This is a genomic window from Pseudomonas pharyngis (assembly GCF_021602345.1).
GTDB lineage: Bacteria > Pseudomonadota > Gammaproteobacteria > Pseudomonadales > Pseudomonadaceae > Aquipseudomonas > Aquipseudomonas pharyngis.
On record NZ_BQID01000006.1, the window covers coordinates 1 to 18,527 of the forward strand.

Sequence of the window (18,527 nt, forward strand, 5' to 3'; positions counted from 1 at the left end):
GGCGGGTCCTCCGGCGGCTGGTGATAACAATAATGAGCAGGCACAACACGACATGGCATTACTGACTGAACACGAACAACGCAAGGTCGCCGAGGCCATCGCCCGGGTCGAGCGCGACACCGACGCCGAACTGGTGACGGTGCTCGCGGCCCGCGCCGACGACTACGCGTACATCCCGCTGCTGTGGGCCAGCCTGCTGGCGCTGGTGGTGCCGGGGATCGTGCATTACCTGACCGGCTGGCTGACCATGCACAGTCTGTTGCTGGTGCAGTGGGTCAGTTTTGTCGTGCTGTGCCTGCTGTTTCGCCTGCCCAGGGTCACCACTCATCTGATCCCGCGCCACGTCCGGCACTGGCGCGCCTCGAACCTCGCGCGGCGGCAGTTTCTCGAACAGAACCTGCATCACACGGTGGGCAGCACCGGCATGCTGATTTTCGTCTGCGAGGCGGAGCGGTATGTGGAGATTCTGGTGGACGAAGGGATTTCCAAAAAGCTGGATAACAAGAGCTGGGACTCGATTGTCGCGGCGTTTACCGAGCAGGTGCGGCAGGGGCAGACGTTGCAGGGCTTTGTTACCTGTATCGAGGCGTGCGGCGAGTTGCTCAAGGTGCATGTGCCGGTGACGCAGGTCAGGAATGAGTTGCCGAATCGGTTGGTCGTTTTGGGGTAGCTTTGATTTTTGCGTTCGGCTTGACCCCCCCCCCTCACCCCAGCCCTCTCCCCAGAGGGGGGAGGGGGAAGGGAGCCGATTTTCTTGGGTTTCAAATCTTGAGTTCGACTCGGTATTTCAGGTCGGCGTAACTCAAGAAAACAACTCGGTCGGCTCCCTCTCCCTCCGGGAGAGGGTTGGGGTGAGGGCCGCTTTTAGAAGCCGTTCGGTAAATAAGAGCGTGTCCCCAACCCCCATCCCCCCTAAACTAGCGCCCATTCCCGATTTGCCCGTCCGAGGCCGCTTTTTCCCATGTCCGTTACCGCTCCCTCCGCATCTGCCAAACCGGCGCCCGATCACCACGCCCGGTTCATCGAGCTACTGCAAACCAGCCTCGAACAGAACGGCTTCATCAAACTGGTGCTGGCCAAGTACGTCGGCGAAGAAGCGGATCTGCAGCGGATCATCATCAAACCGGTGACGGTCAAGGCGCAGCCGTGCCTGTCGTTCGTTTATCGCTACAAGACCCGCGACATCACCAAGAACCTGCCGCTGGATGAAGCGGTGGCGACGATTGCCGGGCTGCTGCCGGCGGCGTTCAAAAATGCGCATTTGCTGGCGCTGACGGACGAAGCCCAGCTCGAATACAGCAAAAAGGGCAAGAGCTCGCTGTTCATGAGCAAACCTCAGCAATTGCGTGAAGTGCCGTCCGCCGAGCACAACCGCGAGAAAAACCGCTTCCTCGATCTGAACCGGCCGTTCCTCAACGATCTGGGCGTGACCAACGCCCAGCACGAGCTGATCCCGGCGATGTCGCGCAAGTGGAAGCAGATCAACAAGTTCATCGAAGTCTTCAGCCACGCGCTGACCTCGTCGCCGCTGGCCCTGGACAAACCGGTGCGGGTGGCGGATTTCGGTTCGGGCAAGGGGTATCTGACGTTCGCCATTCATGACTATTTGCGCAACACCCTGAAGGCCGAAGGCGAAGTCACCGGCGTCGAGTTGCGTGAAGAAATGGTCAACCTGTGCAACACCGCCGCGCAGAAACTCGAACACCCGGGGCTGGTGTTCAAATGCGGTGATGTGCGCAGCGTGGCGCCGAGCGAGCTGGACGTGATGATCGCCCTGCATGCCTGCGACATCGCCACCGACTACGCGATCCACACCGGCATCCGCTCCGGCGCCTCGATCATCATGTGCTCGCCGTGCTGCCACAAACAGATCCGCTTGCAGATCCAGAGCCCGGCGCTGCTCAAACCGATGCTGCAATACGGTCTGCACCTGGGCCAGCAGGCGGAAATGGTCACCGACAGCTTGCGTGCGCTGTTCCTTGAAGCCTGCGGTTACGAGACCAAGGTGTTCGAGTTCATCTCCCTGGACCACACCAACAAGAACAAGATGATCCTGGCGGTGAAGCGCGCCGAGCCGGTGGACCCGACTCAGTTGCTGGTGAAGATTCAGGAGTTGAAGGCGTTCTACCAGATCAGCGAGCACTGCCTCGAAACCCTGCTGCTCGCTGACGGCCTGCTGAAGCTCAAGGCTTGAGCTGAACCCCGGCCGGTAATGTGCCCGGTTGAGCCGGGCGCACCGCGGTCTTGCGCCCGAGCATCACCGTCGCGATCACCCCGCAGGCGAACAGCCAGGTGATCGGCTCCACGTGTTCCCCGAAGAACAACGCGGAAAACGCGATGGTGAAGAAGATCTGCAACAACTGGATCTGACTGACCCGGGCAATGCCACCCATGGCCAGCCCGGCGTACCAGGCGAAGAACCCCAGAAACTGCGAAAACAGTGCGACGTAACCGAACGCCCACCAGGTTTTTGCCGATACCGCGCCCTGATGCTGCAACGCCAGGTACAGCACCGGGCCGATCAGCAGCGGCGTCGACAGCACCAGCGCCCAGCAGATCACCTGCCAGCCGCCCATCTCCCGGGCCAGACGCCCGCCCTCGGCATAACCCAGACCACCCACCGCAATCGCACCCAACATCAACAAATCCCCGGCCTGAATGCTGCCGGCACCGGTGTACAGCGCGTATCCCAGCACCAGCGCACTGCCCAGTGCGGCGCAGGCCCAGAAGGCTTTTGAGGGACGTTCATGGGACAACCACGCCGCATAAAGCGCCACGCACAACGGCTGCAAACCGTTGACCAGCGCGCCATGGGAGGCCGGCAGGGTCTGCATGGCCCACGCCGACAGCACCGGGAAACCGAGGATCACCCCGGCGATCACCAGGCTCAGGCCTTTGACTTGCTTCCAGGTCGGCCACTTTTCCCGTCGCCACAACAACAGCGCTGCTGCCGGAATCGCCGCGAACAACGCGCGGCCGAGGCCATTGAGCAGCGGGTGCAGTTCCTGCACCACGATGCGGGTGAAGGGCAGGGTGAGGCTGAAAATCACCACGCCGAGCAGGCCGAGGGCCATGCCGGTGTTTTCGCGCGAAGACATGAGGGCAACCAGATTCGAAGATGACAGGAAGGTGTCTTCATCTAGCCACAAACCACGGCAGTCGGGCTGTTACAGCTGAGCGCAGAGTTATCCATACAGTTTGCGAACGCCATCGCGGTCCTTGGGCTACTGTGAATATTCCTGCGCATTCACCAGAGGAGTCCTGCCCATGGCCGCGAAAAAGATACTGATGCTGGTCGGCGATTACGTCGAAGACTACGAAGTGATGGTGCCGTTCCAGGCCCTGCAAATGGTCGGTCACACCGTGCATGCCGTGTGCCCGGACAAGGCCGCCGGCAAGACCGTGCGCACCGCGATCCATGACTTTGAAGGCGACCAGACCTACAGCGAGAAGCCCGGTCACCAGTTCGCCCTGAACTTCGATTTCGCCAAGGTCGATGCCAAGGATTACGACGCCTTGCTGGTGCCCGGCGGGCGTGCGCCGGAATACCTGCGGCTGAACGAAAAAGTCCTCGAACTGGTGCGCGCCTTCGACAAGGCCGGCAAGCCGATTGCCGCCGTCTGTCACGGCGCGCAACTGCTGGCGGCGGCGGGGATTCTCGAAGGTCGCGAGTGCAGTGCTTATCCGGCCTGCGCCCCGGAAGTTCGCCTGGCCGGCGGCACCTACATCGACATCCCGGTCACGGACGGCCATGTCCAGGGCAACCTGGCCACCGCGCCCGCCTGGCCGGCGCACCCGAAATGGCTGGCCGGTTTCCTCGGGTTGCTTGGAACCAAAATCACCCTGTGACACATCGATAAGGAGAAACACCATGTCCGGATGGTATGAGTTGAGCAAAAGCAGCAACGGCCAGTACAGGTTCGTACTGAAAGCGGCGAACGCCGAAACCATTCTGACCAGCGAGCTGTACACCAGCCGCACGGCTGCCGAAAACGGCATCGCCTCGGTGCAGGCCAACAGCCCGCTGGACGAACGCTACGAGAAAAAATCGACGAAGGACGGTCACCCCTACTTCAACCTCAAGGCGGCCAATCACCAGATCATCGGCAGCAGCGAATCCTATTCATCCGACGCGGCGTGTGACAAGGGCATCGCCAGCGTCAAGGCCAACGGGCCGTCCAAGGTGATCAAGGACAAAACCCTGCCGGTGCTTTGAACCACCCATGACGTTCAGTCGCCAAATCCTTGGCGACTGAATTCTGGCTATGTGCCATCATTTCGCTTATCCTCCGCCGCCAATCCAAGGAAGGGGCGCGAGATGACTCTTTCGCGGAATTTTTGAACAACTGCCGCCAGAGTTTTCCCACTGATGATCCGCCTTTTCGCTGTCCTGACCCTGCTGCTCGGCTTGAGCGGCTGCTATAGCCTGTCCCCGACCCAAATCGATGATGAACTCGCACCGAGTGCCGATTCCGGCACCGCGTATCTGGTGGGCGTGGTCGGTATCTGGCCAAAAGCATCCTATGCGGCCCAGGAACAGATGCTGCTGATCCGCAAGCGTGGCAGTGACGAATTCGCCAGCGCGCGCCTGCACAACGAGTTCTATGCCCGTACCGCACGAGACGTGCGCGAGACCGGCCGTGGTATCGGCACGCTGTTCGTGATGCCGCTCAAACCCGGTCGCTACGAGATCTACAACGTGCGATTCGATCGCGGCAGATCGGTGTCCTGGAGCCGTGAAGACTTCACCATCGGCATGCAGCTTGAAGCGGGCAAGGCTTACTACATCGGTGACTTCCGTGCCGGCTGCGTGTCCCCCAGCGACAGCACCTGCCTGTTTCTGCACAGCGATCATCTCGAACGCGACGCCGCGCTGGTCCGCGCCAGATATCCGCAAGTACCCGGCCTGCAACGACTGGACATGCCGAACCTGTACACCGCCACACCATTTATTCGTGAAGAGAACGGCACCAGCGCCTCCGTCTACAAAGCCATGCTCTCGGGGAAATTCTAATGTTCATCAAACGTCTGCTTCTGGGCTTGCTTCTGCTGCTCGGTGGGTGCCAGGCCACCCATTCGCTGAAGGCGCCGGACGTCGATTACAGCAGCCAGCAATTGCCGGCCATCAACGTCAGTGTGATCGGCATGCCGAGCTGGATGCTGCGTGACGAGCTGCGTCGGCGTGGCACCTTTGAAGAAGTGAAGGCCGGCCGCAGCGAAGATGGCTACAACGTTTTGGTGATTGCCAACAGCGATGTCGGCGGGATTCAGCCGCAGATGCTTCTCAGCGCCTTCACCCTGTTTCTGGTGCCGGTGCCGGTGAGTTTCGACAGCACGGTGGTGTTCAGCCTCAGCCATGGCAAGCAGATACTGGGCGTGTACACCGTGAAGAATCACACCGAATCCTGGCGCGGCGCATTCAATGCCTCGGGCGGTCAGTTCGAACACATGCGCTTGATCAGCGACACGTTCATCGCGCAGATTCTCAAGGATCAGCCGTTCCACCGCGAAGCCATGAAACGCGCCGCCAGCCTCTGATCGACGGCCACAAAACATCCCGCCCGGCGTAAACCGGGCGGGATTTTTTTCGTTCAACGCAAGGTGTTCAGCAAGGCCTGCAATTGCGTACGCCCGGCCTCAGCCAGCGGGAACACCGGCAAGCGCGGATCGCCGACTTCCAGATCGGTCAGGCGCAGACCGGCCTTGATCGTCGCCGGCAAGCCGCCCTTGAGGATGAAGTCCAGCAGCGGCAACTGGCGGTAGAACAGCTCTCGCGCCTTACCGAGATCCCCCGCCAGCGTGGCTTCGTACAAATCCAGATTGAGCTGCGCAATCAGGTTCGGCGCCGCCGTGCACCAGCCTTTCGCCCCAGCGGCGAATGCTTCCAGCGCCAGCGGGTTGCAGCCGTTGTAGAACGGCACCCGGCCTTCGCCCAGCAGTTGCAGCTTGTGCATGCGCTGGATGTCGCCGGTGCTCTCCTTGACCATGGTCACGTTTTCCACGCCGTTGACGATACGCAGGATCAGCTCCACCGACATGTCGGTGCCGCTGGTGGCCGGGTTGTTGTAGAGCATGATCGGCACGCCGATGCTGTCGCCGATGGCGCGGTAGTGGGCGAGGATTTCCGCCTCGGTGAGTTTCCAGTAGGACGTCGGCAGCACCATCACCACGTCGGCGCCGTGGGCTTCGGCAAAGCGTGCGCGGCGTACCGCTTTGGCGGTGGTCAGGTCGGACACGCTGACCACGGTCGGCACGCGTTTGGCGACGTGCTTGATGCTGAATTCGGCGACCTGGTCCCACTCCGCATCGCTCAGGTAGGCGCCTTCGCCGGTGCTGCCCAGTGGCGCGATGGCGTGAACGCCGCCGGCGATCAGACGGTCGATGGAGCGGCCGAGGGCCGGCAGGTCGACGCCTTCGCCATTGGCGCCGAACGGGGTGATGGTGTAGCCGATGATGCCGTGAATGTTGGACATGAGAGTGCTCCGCAAGGATGAGGTGTTCAGTTCAGGCAATCGGCGTGCTGCCGCAGGTTCTGCCGGGCGTAGTAGTTGAAGGCCGCAGCGTGGCGTTTGGGTTTCGACACCCAGTCATGGGCCTCGCGGCCGAGCTCGGGAATGATCGGTTTGATCGTCCCGGCGGCCATTGCCAGCAGTTGCAGTTTGGCGGCGCGTTCGATCAGTTGCGCGATGACACAGGCTTCCTCGATGGTCGTGCCGGTCGACAGTTGCCCGTGGTGGGAAAGCAGGATCGCCCGTTTGTCGCCCAACGCGCCGGCAATCAGTTCGCCTTCTTCGTTACCCACCGGCACACCCGGCCAGCCTTCAAGGAACGCGCAATCGTCGTACAGCGGGCACAGGTCCATGTGGGAAATCTGCAGCGGCACTTCCAGCATCGACAGCGCGGCAATGTGTGTCGGGTGGGTGTGGATGATGCAGTTCACGTCCGGTCGGGCGCGGTACACCCAGCTGTGGAAACGGTTGGCCGGGTTGGCCATGCCGTGGCCTTCGAGCACTTCGAGGTCTTCGTTGACCAGCAGCAGATTGCTCGCGGTGATTTCATCGAAACCCAGTCCCAGTTGCTGAGTGTAGTAAGTGCCTGGCTGCGGGCCACGGGCGGTGATCTGCCCGGCGAGGCCCGAATCGTGGCCGTTCTCGAACAGGATCCGGCAGGTCAGGGCCAGCTTTTGCCGGTCTGTCCACGTATTATCCGCCAGGGTTTTTTGCATCTGGGTCAGCGCTTGCTTGACCAGTTCGTCTTTGGGTAGTGCTAATGTCTTCGCCATATCCGTGTCCTGTGGTGGTTGCCATGGATGACACTTAAAAGGCTATATGACACTTTGTGTCATTGGCAAGGACAAATCGTCTTTCCTTTGCTGGATTAATCGCTTCGCATGTCTATCCGTTTGAAATTATTGAGAAAAAAACTTGGCGTAACCCTTGAGGTGCTGGCCGAGAAATCCGGCATGACCAAGAGTTACCTGTCGAAGGTCGAGCGCGGGTTGAACACGCCGTCGATTGCCGCTGCGCTGAAACTGGCGAAGGCGCTGAACGTGAAAGTCGAGGAGCTGTTCTCCGAAGACAACGTCAGCCTCGACAGCTACAGCCTGGTGCGCAGCCATGAGCGCCAGTCGCTGGCGGCCAACGCCCACAGCCCCGGTTATGCGGTGCTGGCCCATCAGGTCAGCGAACGCAGCCTGCTGCCGTTCATCATTTATCCGCCGAGCGAATTCACCGACAAAACCTTCAAGGAACACTTGGGCGAGGAATTTCTGTTCGTCCACGAAGGCCAGGTCGAAGTGGACTTCGTGAACGAACGGGTGCTGCTGGAGCGGGGCGATGCGCTGCACTTCAATGCGCAGAAACCCCACCGCATCCGCTCAGTGGGCGAGGTGCAGGCGCAGTTGCTGGTGGTGGTGCACAGCAGCGAGGAGTGATCAGACCTCGACCGGCACCGACAGCTTCGGATTGCCCAACGCATGGCTCTTGGAATCAAAAAACCGCAACTCGACACCCGTGCCCTCGAACACCTTGGCGTAGTGCCGCTTTTGATGTTGGATGAACGCCGCGCTGCGCGGGTAGATCGAGATCGCCACGGTCTTCGGTTTTGCCAGGCGCAGAGCGCGCACGAGGTGGCTGTCCTGCTCGCCGAGGGCGTGGCCGAAGATGCACAGATTGTCGCCGTGACCGAGTAACTGGTTGTAGCAGAACGACAGGTAATCGGAACTGCGGATGGTTTTGAGCTTGTCGGCGCTCGGCCCTTCGTTGACGAACAGCGGCACGTCGTCGAGCGTCTTGATCGTGTTGTTGATCGCGAAACTGCCGAGCAGCGTGCCCTCGGTCGCTGTCAGTTTGCGCGCAGTGCCGTCCTGGTTGCGCACCAGATGCAGGCCGCCGTGCAGGTACAGCAGACGCGGTTTTTCCGTGCTGCTTTCGCACAGATCGAAACTCGCATCCGGGCCGTTGAACAGGTCGTCGATCGCCTCGGCCTGATGTTGCAGGGCCCAGTAATTGAGCAAATCGTAATTGGTGGTGAACACCGTGCGATAACGCGCCAGTTCACTGTTCAGGGTCGCCAAAGTCGAGGCTTCGATCAGCCGCCACGGGATGTGTACCGCGTGCACGGTGTTGATCAGCGCTTCCTTGATCGCGTAGTAGCGGTTGCGCGGTGCGGCCGAACTGACGGCCAGCGCCTTGTTGACCCGGCTGGTGGTTTTCAGCGCGCCGAGCACCTGCTTGAAGCTGCGCGTCTGCATGGCGTCGAACACGCTCAGTTCCGACGGGCTCAGGGGCTTTTCTTCCACCGTGCGGGCGTTTTCGAACAGCGAGTCGTAGCCGAAATCGTCCCACACCGCGCGACTGGCTCCGTTGCCCAGCAGCAGGCCGCTGAAATCGGTGGTGGCGCGCAACGCGTTCCAGTCTTCGAGGGTGGCGTCGACATCCAGAAAATCGCTCATTGCAGGGCACGTCTCAAAACAAAGGGGCAGATGGACGGCGACTTTATCACGAGCGGGCATTGAGCCAGATCAACATCCGCCGTGACCGATCGGTCGATCCTGTGTGCATTCGCCGAATTGCACGAGTCGATTCGGCTCCAGTCAGGAGACGCGCCATGAGCAGCACCTTTTTCATTCCCGCCGTAAACATCATGGGCAGCGGCTGCCTTGACGACGCCATGAACGCGATCCGCAACTACGGTTTTCGCAAGGCGCTGATCGTCACCGACGCCGGGCTGGCCAAGGCCGGGGTGGCGACGATGATTGCCGAGAAACTGGCGATGCAGGACATCGATTCGGTGATCTTCGACGGCGCCAAACCCAACCCGAGCATCGCCAACGTCGAGGCGGGGCTGGCGCTGCTCAAGGACAGTCGCTGCGACTTCGTGGTGTCGTTGGGCGGCGGTTCGCCCCACGACTGCGCCAAGGGCATTGCATTGTGTGCCACCAACGGCGGACAGATCCGCGACTACGAAGGCGTCGATCAATCGACCAAGCCGCAACTGCCGCTGATCGCCATCAACACCACCGCCGGTACCGCCAGCGAGATGACCCGGTTCTGCATCATCACCGACGAAACCCGCCACGTGAAAATGGCCATCGTCGACCGCAACGTCACGCCGCTGCTGTCGGTGAACGATCCGGCGCTGATGGTCGCCATGCCGAAAAGCCTGACCGCCGCCACCGGCATGGACGCGCTGACCCACGCGATCGAAGCCTACGTCTCCACCGCTGCCAACCCGATCACCGACGCCTGCGCGCTGAAGGCAATGACCCTGATCAGCAACAACCTGCGCCTGGCCGTTCGCGACGGCAGCGACCTGGCCGCGCGGGAAAACATGGCCTACGCGCAGTTCCTCGCGGGCATGGCGTTCAACAATGCGTCCCTCGGCTACGTGCATGCGATGGCGCATCAGTTGGGCGGTTTCTATGATCTGCCTCACGGGGTGTGCAACGCGGTATTGCTGCCGCATGTGCAGACATTCAACGCGCAGGTCTGCGCCGATCGTCTGACCGACGTGGCCCACGCCATGGGCGCCGACATTCGTGGTTTCAGCCCGGAGGAGGGCGCAAAAGCCGCGATCGATGCGATTCGTTGCCTGGCCAGGGACGTGGAGATTCCCGGTGGTCTGCGTGATCTGGGCGCCAAATGCACCGACATCCCGGTGCTCGCCGCCAACGCCCTGAAAGACGCCTGCGGCTTCACCAATCCACGGGCGGCGGATCAACGGCAGATCGAGGAGATTTTTCGCAGCGCGTTTTAAGCAGGCAGGCGAACGGGCGTGCCTCTCGTACAGAGCAGTGCGCCCATCGCCAGAATGCAGCACAGCAACGACAGCGGCCACGCTTGCGGACTGGCGAACATACTGGCCACGGCGCCGATCAGCGCCGCCATCAATTGGTGGATGAACCCGCTCAGGGCCATCGCGTAGGCGCCGGCAATCGGCGCGCCATCGTTGGCCCGTGACAGGCTGATCGGATAGTTCAGCGACTGGCCGAACACGGCAACGCAATAAGGCAGCCAAAGCAGCCAGGCCATCGAGCTGGCCAACAGACTGCCAGCCAGCATCACGCCAGTGCCGGCCATCACCAACGCGACCCCCAGTGTCATCAACCGGTGCTGACCGATACGCAGTACAAAGCGATTGACCGCCAGCGCCCCCAGAAAATATGCGGCGCTGATCGGCCAGCCCAGCAACCCATATTCAGTCGCCGACCAGTTGAACGGGCCTTGCAGAATCAACGGCGCAGCGCTGTTGAACGCGATGATCACGCCATAGCCCAGGCCGCCCGCGAGCGCTGGCAGAAGAAACGCCCGATGGACCAGAATCGTGCGGTAGACCGCCCAGGGTGAAGCGGTTGTGGGCGCTTCGACGAGTTTCGGGAAACTCAGGCGCGAGACTATCGCGGCCATCAACAGACTGACCGCGCCCAGCAGATAAAAGATCGCCTGCCAGCCCAGCGTCACCTGAATGAGCGAACCGGCGTATTGCCCGATCCCGAGCGCGACAACGAATGAAATCGAAATCCACGACAACGCCTTCGCCAGCAGATCCCCCCGAAAGCTGTCACGAATCAGCACCCGCGCCATCACCGAAATGCCGCTGGCGCCGATCCCCTGAAGCAGTCGCAGCAGCAGGAACGACTCCAGCGTCGCACCCAGCGGCAGTGCCAGATTCGCCACGCCATAAATTCCCAATGCCGCCAGCAGCACCGGTTTGCGGCCGATGCGCTGGGCCAGGCTGCCCCACAGCAGCATCGGCAGCGCCATGCCGATCAGGTACAGCGACAAACCCCAGGCCACTTGCGATGCATCGACCTGCAAATGCCCGGCGATCTGTGGCAGCGCCGGCAGATAAATGCTCATGCCCAACTGGGCGAGGAACACGGTGGAGCAAGTGATGAGCAGGATGAGGCTGGGGTTCACGAGTCGTCCGTAAAGGTTCAGCGGTGGCGAGGGTGACCGCGCGTCATTAACAGACCGGTGATCAAATCACAAAAGCGGTGGATCAGGGTCGATTCCATGTCGGCGCGCAGGGTCACGCGGATCGCGGCTTTGCCCTGGGCTACCACCGGGAAGAACACCGCGCTGGTGAAAAAACCGTGTTCGGCCAGTTCAACGGCGATTTGCGTGGCCAGGGCGGCCTCGCCGCAGTTGATCAAACGGATGGCCATGGAGCTGCCGTGCTGCTCGGTGCTCAAGAGGCTGTCGAACAGGTGGATGTTGGCCTGGAGCCGAACCTGCAGCGCCCTCAGTTCCGCGCTGCGATGCACCTGGATCGACGCCAGGCCCGCACCGATGGCCGCGCAATTGAGACTTTGCGACCAGTTGCTCGGCCCGCCGTAACGCTGGATCAACTTCCTCTGCCGTTCATTCCCGAGCATCACCAGACCGCCGCTTGCCCCGAACGATTTGGCCAGCGAAGCGACGATCAGGCAGTCCTCCTCCAGCGCCGGCATTCTTGGTCGAACAAGACCTGCGCCGTTGCTGCCGACCGCTGACAACGCATGAGAATCATCCAGATAAAGGAACAGGCCGTAACGCTCCTTCAGATACAACAGACCGTCCAGATTGGCGACGCCCCCCATGCTGTAGGCGCCGTCGGCGATGTAGGCGACGGTGGAATGGCGCTGGCACACCGATTCGAGAAAATCCATATCGTTGTGGGGGCTGGTCAATACCTGGGTCTCGTCGGCGCAACTGGCCTTCAGGTGATTCATCGAGTAATGGGCCAGGCGATCAAACACCATCACCGGCGGGCGGTTCTGGGTGAACACGCCACTGGCCAGCAGCGGCAGGATACCGGCGCTCGCGGCGCTGCAGGACAGAGTAGTCAGACACACCGCGCCAAACAATTGCGACAACTCGCTTTCGTATTGCTCGAGCAGCGCCAGTTTGCAGCGGTTTTTCGAGTTGGCAACGCGCAACGTACCGGTTTCACGCAGCGCCGTGATGGCCCCCTCAAGCAGCGCGGGGTGGTGATCGAGGCCCAGATAGGAGGTGGTGCAGAAATGATGGAACTGGCGCCCGTGCTGATCGAGCAAGTGATTACAGCCTGTGACCTCGACGTTGAGGGCGGCGATTTTTCCAGCTTCCGCAGCCTCCCAATCGTGGTCTGCCAAAGCGATGACCTTGCGGTAATTGGAGAAAGTGTTGGCGGATTCCGACAGGTGATTCATAGGCAGCTCTCCTTGAGCAGGGCAATCCATGGGGTGTTGCAAATTGTGTGTGTTGCCAGACTTTACAGAGAGCTATGCAGGGTCAGAATCGGCTGCGTCCGATAGCATTGACGGCTGTTGGAGATTTGCTTGTAGGGCGAAGCCTTGCCCGGCTGTGAGGCGATGAAATGCCCGACAAGTCCGGTGCTGGAGAGCCTACGCTTGAACCCTTATCCAACGGCTGTGGCGCTCTTTTCCAGTGTCGGGGAGAACTGGATCAACGCCACTCCCGCCATCAACAAGACTGCGCCCAACAGGCGCGGCAATGTCAGGTGCTTCTCCACCAGCCCGAACAGGCCGAAGTGATCCAGCACGATTGACGTGATCATTTGCCCGGCCAGGGCCAGCGCCAGAAATCCCGAAGCCCCCAGCTTCGGCAGCAACACCACCGCCAGTGCGACGAAGCACACCCCGAACGCCCCGCCGGTCCACATCCACAGCGGCAGCTTGCTGGCGAGGGCCAGCGACGGTAACGGCAGGCGCAGGGCGACAATCACCGGCAACAACACCAGCACGCTCACCACCAGCGAGGTCAGCGTCGCCCACAGCGGATGCCCCAACCCCCGCGCCAGATTGATGTTGATCGCACTCTGAAACGGCACCACCGCCCCGGCAAATACCGCCAATAGCAGCAAACCGACCCACTGCATCGTTCCCATGATCGTTCTCCGGCAAGGTTTTGCTGGACTCTAGGGTATTCGTCGCGCAGATTTAAATTCTGTTTTGGTATTCGGAACATGCATCGAATGAATGATCTACGCCGCATTGACCTCAACCTGCTGGTGATCCTCGACGCCTTGCTCACCGAGCAACACGTGACCCGCGCTGCCGAGCGCCTGCACCTGAGTCAACCGGCGGTCAGCCATGCGTTGGCGCGTCTGCGTGACTTGCTCGCTGATCCGTTGCTGGTGCGGGCCGGTTCGGGGCTGGTGCCCACCGCGCGGGCGCTGGAGCTGGCGGCGCCGCTGGCGGAAACCCTGGCCCAGGTGCAATCGCTGCTGGCGCCGAACACCTTCGATCCGGCCAGCGCCCGTCGGACCTTTCGCCTCGCGATGTCGGACTACGGCGCGGCGATCATCCTGCCCGGGCTGATTCGCACCTTGCGCGCGGAAGCACCGGGCATCGACCTGCAAATCAGCCATGCCAGCCGCGAAGGCATGGTCGAAGGCCTGCTCAACGGCGACATCGACCTGGCCGCCGGCGTACTTCCCGAATTGCCGGGTGAACTGCGCAGCACGCCGCTGTTCGAGGAACGCTACGTGTGTTTGCTCGATCGCCACAGCCTGCCGGCCGACGGCCAGCTCGACCTGCCCACCTACCTGTCACGCCCGCACGTACTGCTGGAAATGCGCGGCAGCGGCACCCCGGAAATCGAACGCACCCTGACCGCCCTGCGCGAACGCCGCCGCGTCGCCATCAGCCTGCCGCACTGGAGCGCCGCGCCGCGGTTCATCAGCGGCACGGATCTGATCCTGACCGTGGCTTCGCGGGCGTTGAACGAGGTGGATGACGAATCGCTGATCGTCCTGCCGCCGCCGTTTGAAATTGCACCGTTCACGTTTGTCTCGGCGTGGCACAAGCGGCGCGGCGGGGATCAGGCGTTGAACTGGTTGAATCGGCGGATTGAGCAGGGGATAGTGCGCGGCTGACAAACATCAAGGAGCGGGGCGTGACAGTGAAGTCTGGGGTCGTTGGTTGGGTGGCGCTGTGTGGGGCGTTGATGGCGGGGCAGGTGTTGGCTGATTGTGTGCCTGCGCCGGTGGCGGGTGATCTGGATTTCTCCGTGTGCAAGGAGTGGCCGGCGTATCCGGGGTTGATCATCAGCGCGAATGCGAAATTTGAGCGCAGCTCCGTGCCGGAGAGCACCGACACGAGCGGCACCTATGATTTCAATTTATCGGTCTTGAAAAGCGACCAAACGAAACCGGTTGCCACTTATCACCAAGCCTCCGTTTTTTTCTCGGGTGGGGTGGCATTGCGAGATCTCTCGCTCGATACCGCACGCTACAAACTAACCCCAGAAGTACGGGCGTTTGGCGTTCGCGTGCAATTCACCAATGCCTCTCGCCTCAACCCGCTTGAGGAAACGCACCTCTCTCTTTATGTGAGAGAGGGCGATAAGTTACGTCCCGTGCTCAGTCAATTAGTGGTTTATGAGTACGGCGGTGAATGGGACGGTGATTGCGCCGGCGAGCGATATGAGACGACCAGAACGGTAGAAATCGCCAAGACCAGCTCCCATGGTTATGCCGATCTGATCATCAAAACCAAGACGACAGGGACGACCAATGTCGTCGAAGGCGATACTTGTGAAGACAAAATCAGTGTCAGTGGTCCTGAACTGACAACCCTTCACTACGACGGAAAATCCTACGTCTTGCCTAAAGGTTTCAAAGCCATCGAGTGATACAGAGCCAACGCGACTTATTTCAAGGAAGAACAATGCTCACCCCAACCCGACTTTTCATCGCCCTCGGCTTGCTGGCCATCACCGCTCCAGCCCAGGCCCAGGTTTCCTGCGTCACCAAGGATTACAACGACCAGTCATTGGCACGCTGCAAGGCATGGCCGGCGTTCAAGGATCAGGCGATTGCCCTCAAATCCACCTACGTGCCGGATGCTGGTAGTGACGATGCCGGTGTGTTTGATCTGGATCTGGCGATCATCGACACCAGCAACTGGAAGACGCTGGCGACGTATGCGAAACCCGGTGCCTACAATTCCGATGCCATTCGTTTCACCGATCTGCTGGTCGATACCGCTCGCTATCGGCTGGCCCCGGATGTTCGCGCGTTCGGGCTGCGGTCAAAGTTCTCGCACAATTCAAGCGCCATTCCCTACGAAAAAACCGACCTGACACTTTATGTGCGCGAGGGTAATAAACTGCGCCCGGTACTTGATGGCCTGGTGGTCTACAAGAACAACGGTGAGTGGCTGGAAAACTGTGTGGGTGAAGGTCAGCAAATTCGCCGAACCGTGGAAATCGGCCCGACCAGCCACAATGGTTATTCCGACCTGATCGTCACCTCAAGCGGCACGGCGATGAAAACCGTCAAGGCCGGCAAGGAGTGCGTTTCCCAGGATTCCCCACTGAAGAAAACCCAAATCACCCTGACCTACGACGGCAAGCAATACTCCATCCCCGAAGACCTCCGAGGTTACTGACCGATGCTCACCGGCCTCAACCACCTGACCCTCGCCGTCACCGACCTGGACCGCAGCCTCGCGTTCTACCGCGACGTGTTGCACCTGCGGGTCGAAGCCACGTGGGACGCCGGTGCCTACCTGTCGCTCCCGGGCCTGTGGTTGTGCCTGTCCCTCGATCCGAAGCGCCATCCCGAACCCGCCGCCGACTATACCCACTACGCCTTCAGCATTGGCGCTGAAGATTTTCCGCTGTTCGTACAGCAGCTTCGCGCCGCCAACGTGCAGGAATGGCGCGACAACCGCAGCGAAGGCGCGTCGTTCTACTTCCTCGACCCGGACGGGCACAAACTCGAAGCCCACGTCGGCGACCTGGCCTCGCGACTGGCCGCGTGTCGGCAAAAGCCCTACGCGGGCATGGGTTTTTTCAACGAGTCGTGAATATTCACAAACTGCTGGGATAGACTGGCGGCCACGTTTTCCGGGACTTGCAGGTTTTCCATGACTCCATCGTTGCTAATGGCCGTGCTGGCCTCGGGTTTCATCTACGGCATCACGCCGGGGCCGGGCGTGCTGGCGGTGTTCGGCATCGGCGCCGCGCGAGGACGACGGGCCGGGGCGGGATTCCTGTGCGGGCATCTGCTGGGCGACGTGATCTGGTGCAGCACCGCGCTGATCGCGATTGTCGGCGCCCGGGAAATCGGCAGCACCGCGTTCGATGTGCTCGGCGTACTCAGCGGCCTGTACCTGTTCTGGCTCGGCTGGCGCGCGGTGCGGGCCAAGCGCAGCAACGGCGATCAGCCCCAGGGCGCGGCGCGTCAGCCGTTCTGGCACGGCATCCTGTTCGGCCTGACCAACCCTAAGGCTTACCCGGTGGCGGTGGCGACATTCACTGCGCTGCTGTCGAGCCGCGCCGAACTGCTCAACTGGTCGATGCTGCCAATGCTGATCGCCTTGAGTTTCCTCGGCGGATTGCTCGCCTACGCTATCCTCATTGGCATCGTCGGGGCGCGGCAGGTGCGTACGTTGTACCAGCGTCATGAACTGGCGATCACCCGGTTGTGCGGGATCATGTTCATCGGTTTTGCCATCAACGCGCTGGTGCATGCACTGCCGGGGTTGATGCCGAACAAGGCTTGAAATCGATCGCAGGATGCGAGGTCGGGGTCAGGGACGGTGGATCAGCGCTGCATTGTCCGGACACCTTTTCTGAACCATGGAAAGCCGAAATTCCGCGCCGTTGGCGAGTTACATCGATCTGTTGCTGGACGCCGTCTGTGCCGTGGACAAGCAGGGCCGTTTCGTTTTTGTCAGCGCAGCCTGCGAGCGGATTCTCGGCTACACGCCTGACGAGCTGATCGGCCAGTCGATGATCGACTACGTCTACCCGGCCGACCGTGAGCGCACCCTGGCTGCCGCGAACGACATCATGGGCGGCGAACCCAAGCACAATTTTGAAAACCGTTATGTGCGCAAGGACGGCAGCGTCGTGCATATCCTGTGGTCGGCGCGCTGGTCGGAGGTCGACCAACTGCGCATCGCCGTGGCCCGGGACATCACCGAGCGCAAACTCGCCGAGTCGCGCCAGGCGGCGCTGTACGCCATTTCCGAAGCGGCCCATGCGGCGGAGGATCTGCTGGCGCTGTTCAAGCGCATCCACATGATTATTGGCGAGTGGCTGCCGGCGCTGAATTTCTCCGTGGCGCTGTACGACGAACATTGCGCGCAGCTGAATTTCCCCTATCACGTTGACGATGACGAGTTGCAACCGGAACAACCCGGGACAGTCACCGGGCGTTTGTGTGCGGAGGTGATCCGCAGCCGCCAGCCAATCCTCCTGACCCCGGATTGCCCCCACGCGCCGCCGGAGTTCGCCGCGCTGGTGGCCGGGCAGCAATCGCCGTGCTGGCTCGGTGTGCCGCTGAGCTCGAAAGACCGCACCATCGGCGCGCTGATCGTCAAAAGCCTGCCCGGTGGCGAGCGCTACACCGAACGCGACAAGGAACTGCTGCAATACGTCTGTGCCCAGGTCGCCACCGCCATTGAACGCCAGCAACTGCACGCCCGCCTGCGGCGCATGGCGCAATACGACCAACTCACCCAATTACCCAACCGTGAGCTGCTGCGCGAGCGCCTCAAGGCTGCCCTGAACCATGCGCGGGAACAGTCCGGGCACATGGCGCTGCTGTACGTCGATCTGGATCGCTTCAAACAAGTCAACGACACCTTTGGCCATGCGGTGGGCGACATGCTCTTGCAGGCGGTGGCCAACCGGCTCAAGGGCTGCGTGCGCGAGACCGACACCGTGGCGCGAATCGGTGGCGACGAATTCGTGGTGCTGCTGCACAGCGTCCACGCCGCCGACGATGCCGACAGCGTGGCGGAAAAGATCCGACAGGTATTGGTGCAACCCCTGCGCCTGGACGGGCACAACCTGCACATCGAACCGAGCATCGGTGTGGCCCGGTATCCCGAGCATGGACGTGAGGAACAGCAACTGTTCCGCCACGCCGACCAGGCCATGTACGCTGCCAAACGTTTGAATCATCGGGCGCTGGACCACTGACTGGCAGCTCACCGTTCGTCGCGGCGACGGCAACTTTTCTAAACCTTTGGCGGTCAGGAAATTCTCAATCTAGGCGGGCACCTGCTCGCCGCGATCAAATACCAA

21 protein-coding genes are annotated in these 18,527 nt (G+C 61.3%); 14 read left to right on the forward strand and 7 right to left on the reverse strand.

The annotated features are described in order from the left end of the window. Positions 1–52 precede the first annotated feature (52 nt). Both L6D74_RS13725 and L6D74_RS13730 read left to right on the forward strand, forming a co-directional pair. Entirely contained in the window at positions 53–670 is a 618-nt protein-coding gene (locus L6D74_RS13725) for a TPM domain-containing protein (RefSeq protein ID WP_236189539.1), read from the forward strand. 291 nt (positions 671–961) lie between these two features. Then, a complete protein-coding gene (locus L6D74_RS13730) occupies positions 962–2,194 on the forward strand; it encodes a class I SAM-dependent methyltransferase (RefSeq protein ID WP_236189540.1) in 1,233 nt (410 codons plus the stop codon). Here the strand turns inward: L6D74_RS13730 and L6D74_RS13735 are convergent. Next, a complete protein-coding gene (locus L6D74_RS13735; RefSeq protein ID WP_064383007.1) occupies positions 2,184–3,098 on the reverse strand; it encodes a DMT family transporter in 915 nt (304 codons plus the stop codon). The genes L6D74_RS13730 and L6D74_RS13735 overlap by 11 nt on opposite strands. Before the next feature lie 169 nt (positions 3,099–3,267). Between L6D74_RS13735 and L6D74_RS13740 the strand changes: the two genes are divergently transcribed. The 4 genes from L6D74_RS13740 (at position 3,268) to L6D74_RS13755 (ending at position 5,538) form a co-directional block, all read left to right on the forward strand. After that, complete coding sequence (locus tag L6D74_RS13740; RefSeq protein ID WP_007957909.1) at positions 3,268–3,849, forward strand: DJ-1/PfpI family protein; 582 nt, start codon at positions 3,268–3,270, stop codon at positions 3,847–3,849. A 22-nt stretch (positions 3,850–3,871) separates the two neighbouring features. Then, positions 3,872–4,216, forward strand: a complete 345-nt coding sequence (locus L6D74_RS13745) for a YegP family protein (protein WP_085648635.1) — start codon at positions 3,872–3,874, stop codon at positions 4,214–4,216. A 153-nt stretch (positions 4,217–4,369) separates the two neighbouring features. Further along, complete coding sequence (locus tag L6D74_RS13750) at positions 4,370–5,014, forward strand: hypothetical protein (RefSeq protein WP_039772743.1); 645 nt, start codon at positions 4,370–4,372, stop codon at positions 5,012–5,014. Continuing rightward, positions 5,014–5,538, forward strand: a complete 525-nt coding sequence (locus tag L6D74_RS13755; protein ID WP_085611650.1) for a hypothetical protein — start codon at positions 5,014–5,016, stop codon at positions 5,536–5,538. The genes L6D74_RS13750 and L6D74_RS13755 overlap by 1 nt, the downstream gene beginning before the upstream one ends. Positions 5,539–5,591: 53 nt before the next feature. Here the strand turns inward: L6D74_RS13755 and L6D74_RS13760 are convergent, their stop codons facing one another. Then, on the reverse strand, positions 5,592–6,473 hold the full coding sequence (locus tag L6D74_RS13760) for a dihydrodipicolinate synthase family protein (RefSeq protein WP_085648633.1): 882 nt from the start codon (positions 6,471–6,473) through the stop codon (positions 5,592–5,594). Between the two features lie 26 nt (positions 6,474–6,499). Continuing rightward, positions 6,500–7,282: an aldolase gene (locus tag L6D74_RS13765; RefSeq protein ID WP_064594034.1), complete on the reverse strand. Its 783-nt coding sequence runs from the start codon at positions 7,280–7,282 to the stop codon at positions 6,500–6,502. Between the two features lie 108 nt (positions 7,283–7,390). On the opposite strand from L6D74_RS13765, the gene L6D74_RS13770 reads away from it, so the two are divergent. Further along, positions 7,391–7,933, forward strand: a complete 543-nt coding sequence (locus L6D74_RS13770; protein ID WP_236189541.1) for a helix-turn-helix domain-containing protein — start codon at positions 7,391–7,393, stop codon at positions 7,931–7,933. Here the strand turns inward: L6D74_RS13770 and L6D74_RS13775 are convergent, their stop codons facing one another. Further along, positions 7,934–8,953, reverse strand: coding sequence for a DUF4917 family protein (locus tag L6D74_RS13775; protein ID WP_236189542.1), 1,020 nt, complete (start codon positions 8,951–8,953; stop codon positions 7,934–7,936). 155 nt (positions 8,954–9,108) lie between these two features. Here L6D74_RS13775 and yiaY point away from each other — a divergent pair, with 155 nt between their 5' ends. Continuing rightward, the gene (yiaY, locus tag L6D74_RS13780; protein WP_064594040.1) at positions 9,109–10,257 is read left to right on the forward strand and encodes an L-threonine dehydrogenase; all 1,149 of its coding nucleotides are present in this window, start codon (positions 9,109–9,111) and stop codon (positions 10,255–10,257) included. Here the strand turns inward: yiaY and L6D74_RS13785 are convergent. The 3 genes from L6D74_RS13785 to L6D74_RS13795 form a co-directional block, all read right to left on the reverse strand. Next, positions 10,254–11,420, reverse strand: a complete 1,167-nt coding sequence (locus tag L6D74_RS13785; protein WP_276574950.1) for an MFS transporter — start codon at positions 11,418–11,420, stop codon at positions 10,254–10,256. The genes yiaY and L6D74_RS13785 overlap by 4 nt on opposite strands. A 17-nt stretch (positions 11,421–11,437) precedes the next feature. After that, the gene (locus L6D74_RS13790; protein WP_236189543.1) at positions 11,438–12,673 is read right to left on the reverse strand and encodes an aminotransferase class I/II-fold pyridoxal phosphate-dependent enzyme; all 1,236 of its coding nucleotides are present in this window, start codon (positions 12,671–12,673) and stop codon (positions 11,438–11,440) included. A gap of 209 nt (positions 12,674–12,882) precedes the next feature. Next, positions 12,883–13,371, reverse strand: coding sequence for a DMT family transporter (locus L6D74_RS13795; RefSeq protein ID WP_236189544.1), 489 nt, complete (start codon positions 13,369–13,371; stop codon positions 12,883–12,885). Between the two features lie 78 nt (positions 13,372–13,449). On the opposite strand from L6D74_RS13795, the gene L6D74_RS13800 reads away from it, so the two are divergent. From L6D74_RS13800 to L6D74_RS13825, 6 genes are all read left to right on the forward strand, one after another. Continuing rightward, positions 13,450–14,361, forward strand: a complete 912-nt coding sequence (locus L6D74_RS13800; protein WP_236189545.1) for a LysR family transcriptional regulator — start codon at positions 13,450–13,452, stop codon at positions 14,359–14,361. 20 nt (positions 14,362–14,381) lie between these two features. Beyond that, the gene (locus L6D74_RS13805; RefSeq protein ID WP_236189546.1) at positions 14,382–15,119 is read left to right on the forward strand and encodes a PA3715 family protein; all 738 of its coding nucleotides are present in this window, start codon (positions 14,382–14,384) and stop codon (positions 15,117–15,119) included. 35 nt (positions 15,120–15,154) lie between these two features. After that, the gene (locus tag L6D74_RS13810) at positions 15,155–15,877 is read left to right on the forward strand and encodes a PA3715 family protein (protein ID WP_236189547.1); all 723 of its coding nucleotides are present in this window, start codon (positions 15,155–15,157) and stop codon (positions 15,875–15,877) included. Between the two features lie 3 nt (positions 15,878–15,880). Continuing rightward, positions 15,881–16,297 (forward strand): fosfomycin resistance glutathione transferase, encoded by a 417-nt coding sequence (gene fos, locus L6D74_RS13815; protein ID WP_236189549.1) that lies wholly within the window; start codon positions 15,881–15,883, stop codon positions 16,295–16,297. A 60-nt stretch (positions 16,298–16,357) separates the two neighbouring features. After that, positions 16,358–16,996, forward strand: a complete 639-nt coding sequence (locus L6D74_RS13820) for a LysE family translocator (RefSeq protein WP_039772730.1) — start codon at positions 16,358–16,360, stop codon at positions 16,994–16,996. A 76-nt stretch (positions 16,997–17,072) separates the two neighbouring features. After that, positions 17,073–18,422: a sensor domain-containing protein gene (locus tag L6D74_RS13825; RefSeq protein WP_236189550.1), complete on the forward strand. Its 1,350-nt coding sequence runs from the start codon at positions 17,073–17,075 to the stop codon at positions 18,420–18,422. Positions 18,423–18,527: the final 105 nt, after the last annotated feature.

Bases quoted from the DNA above. Each gene is read 5' to 3' on its own strand.
- L6D74_RS13770 (WP_236189541.1), top strand. From the start codon at position 7,391: ATGTCTATCCGTTTGAAATTATTGAGAAAAAAACTTGGCGTAACCCTT.
- L6D74_RS13740 (WP_007957909.1), top strand. From the start codon at position 3,268: ATGGCCGCGAAAAAGATACTGATGCTGGTCGGCGATTACGTCGAAGAC.
- L6D74_RS13820 (WP_039772730.1), top strand. From the start codon at position 16,358: ATGACTCCATCGTTGCTAATGGCCGTGCTGGCCTCGGGTTTCATCTAC.
- L6D74_RS13800 (WP_236189545.1), top strand. From the start codon at position 13,450: ATGCATCGAATGAATGATCTACGCCGCATTGACCTCAACCTGCTGGTG.
- L6D74_RS13760 (WP_085648633.1), bottom strand. From the start codon at position 6,473: ATGTCCAACATTCACGGCATCATCGGCTACACCATCACCCCGTTCGGC.
- L6D74_RS13735 (WP_064383007.1), bottom strand. From the start codon at position 3,098: ATGTCTTCGCGCGAAAACACCGGCATGGCCCTCGGCCTGCTCGGCGTG.
- L6D74_RS13755 (WP_085611650.1), top strand. From the start codon at position 5,014: ATGTTCATCAAACGTCTGCTTCTGGGCTTGCTTCTGCTGCTCGGTGGG.
- L6D74_RS13825 (WP_236189550.1), top strand. From the start codon at position 17,073: ATGGAAAGCCGAAATTCCGCGCCGTTGGCGAGTTACATCGATCTGTTG.
- L6D74_RS13790 (WP_236189543.1), bottom strand. From the start codon at position 12,673: ATGAATCACCTGTCGGAATCCGCCAACACTTTCTCCAATTACCGCAAG.
- L6D74_RS13745 (WP_085648635.1), top strand. From the start codon at position 3,872: ATGTCCGGATGGTATGAGTTGAGCAAAAGCAGCAACGGCCAGTACAGG.
- fos (WP_236189549.1), top strand. From the start codon at position 15,881: ATGCTCACCGGCCTCAACCACCTGACCCTCGCCGTCACCGACCTGGAC.
- L6D74_RS13765 (WP_064594034.1), bottom strand. From the start codon at position 7,282: ATGGCGAAGACATTAGCACTACCCAAAGACGAACTGGTCAAGCAAGCG.
- L6D74_RS13795 (WP_236189544.1), bottom strand. From the start codon at position 13,371: ATGGGAACGATGCAGTGGGTCGGTTTGCTGCTATTGGCGGTATTTGCC.
- L6D74_RS13725 (WP_236189539.1), top strand. From the start codon at position 53: ATGGCATTACTGACTGAACACGAACAACGCAAGGTCGCCGAGGCCATC.
- L6D74_RS13810 (WP_236189547.1), top strand. From the start codon at position 15,155: ATGCTCACCCCAACCCGACTTTTCATCGCCCTCGGCTTGCTGGCCATC.
- yiaY (WP_064594040.1), top strand. From the start codon at position 9,109: ATGAGCAGCACCTTTTTCATTCCCGCCGTAAACATCATGGGCAGCGGC.
- L6D74_RS13775 (WP_236189542.1), bottom strand. From the start codon at position 8,953: ATGAGCGATTTTCTGGATGTCGACGCCACCCTCGAAGACTGGAACGCG.
- L6D74_RS13750 (WP_039772743.1), top strand. From the start codon at position 4,370: ATGATCCGCCTTTTCGCTGTCCTGACCCTGCTGCTCGGCTTGAGCGGC.
- L6D74_RS13730 (WP_236189540.1), top strand. From the start codon at position 962: ATGTCCGTTACCGCTCCCTCCGCATCTGCCAAACCGGCGCCCGATCAC.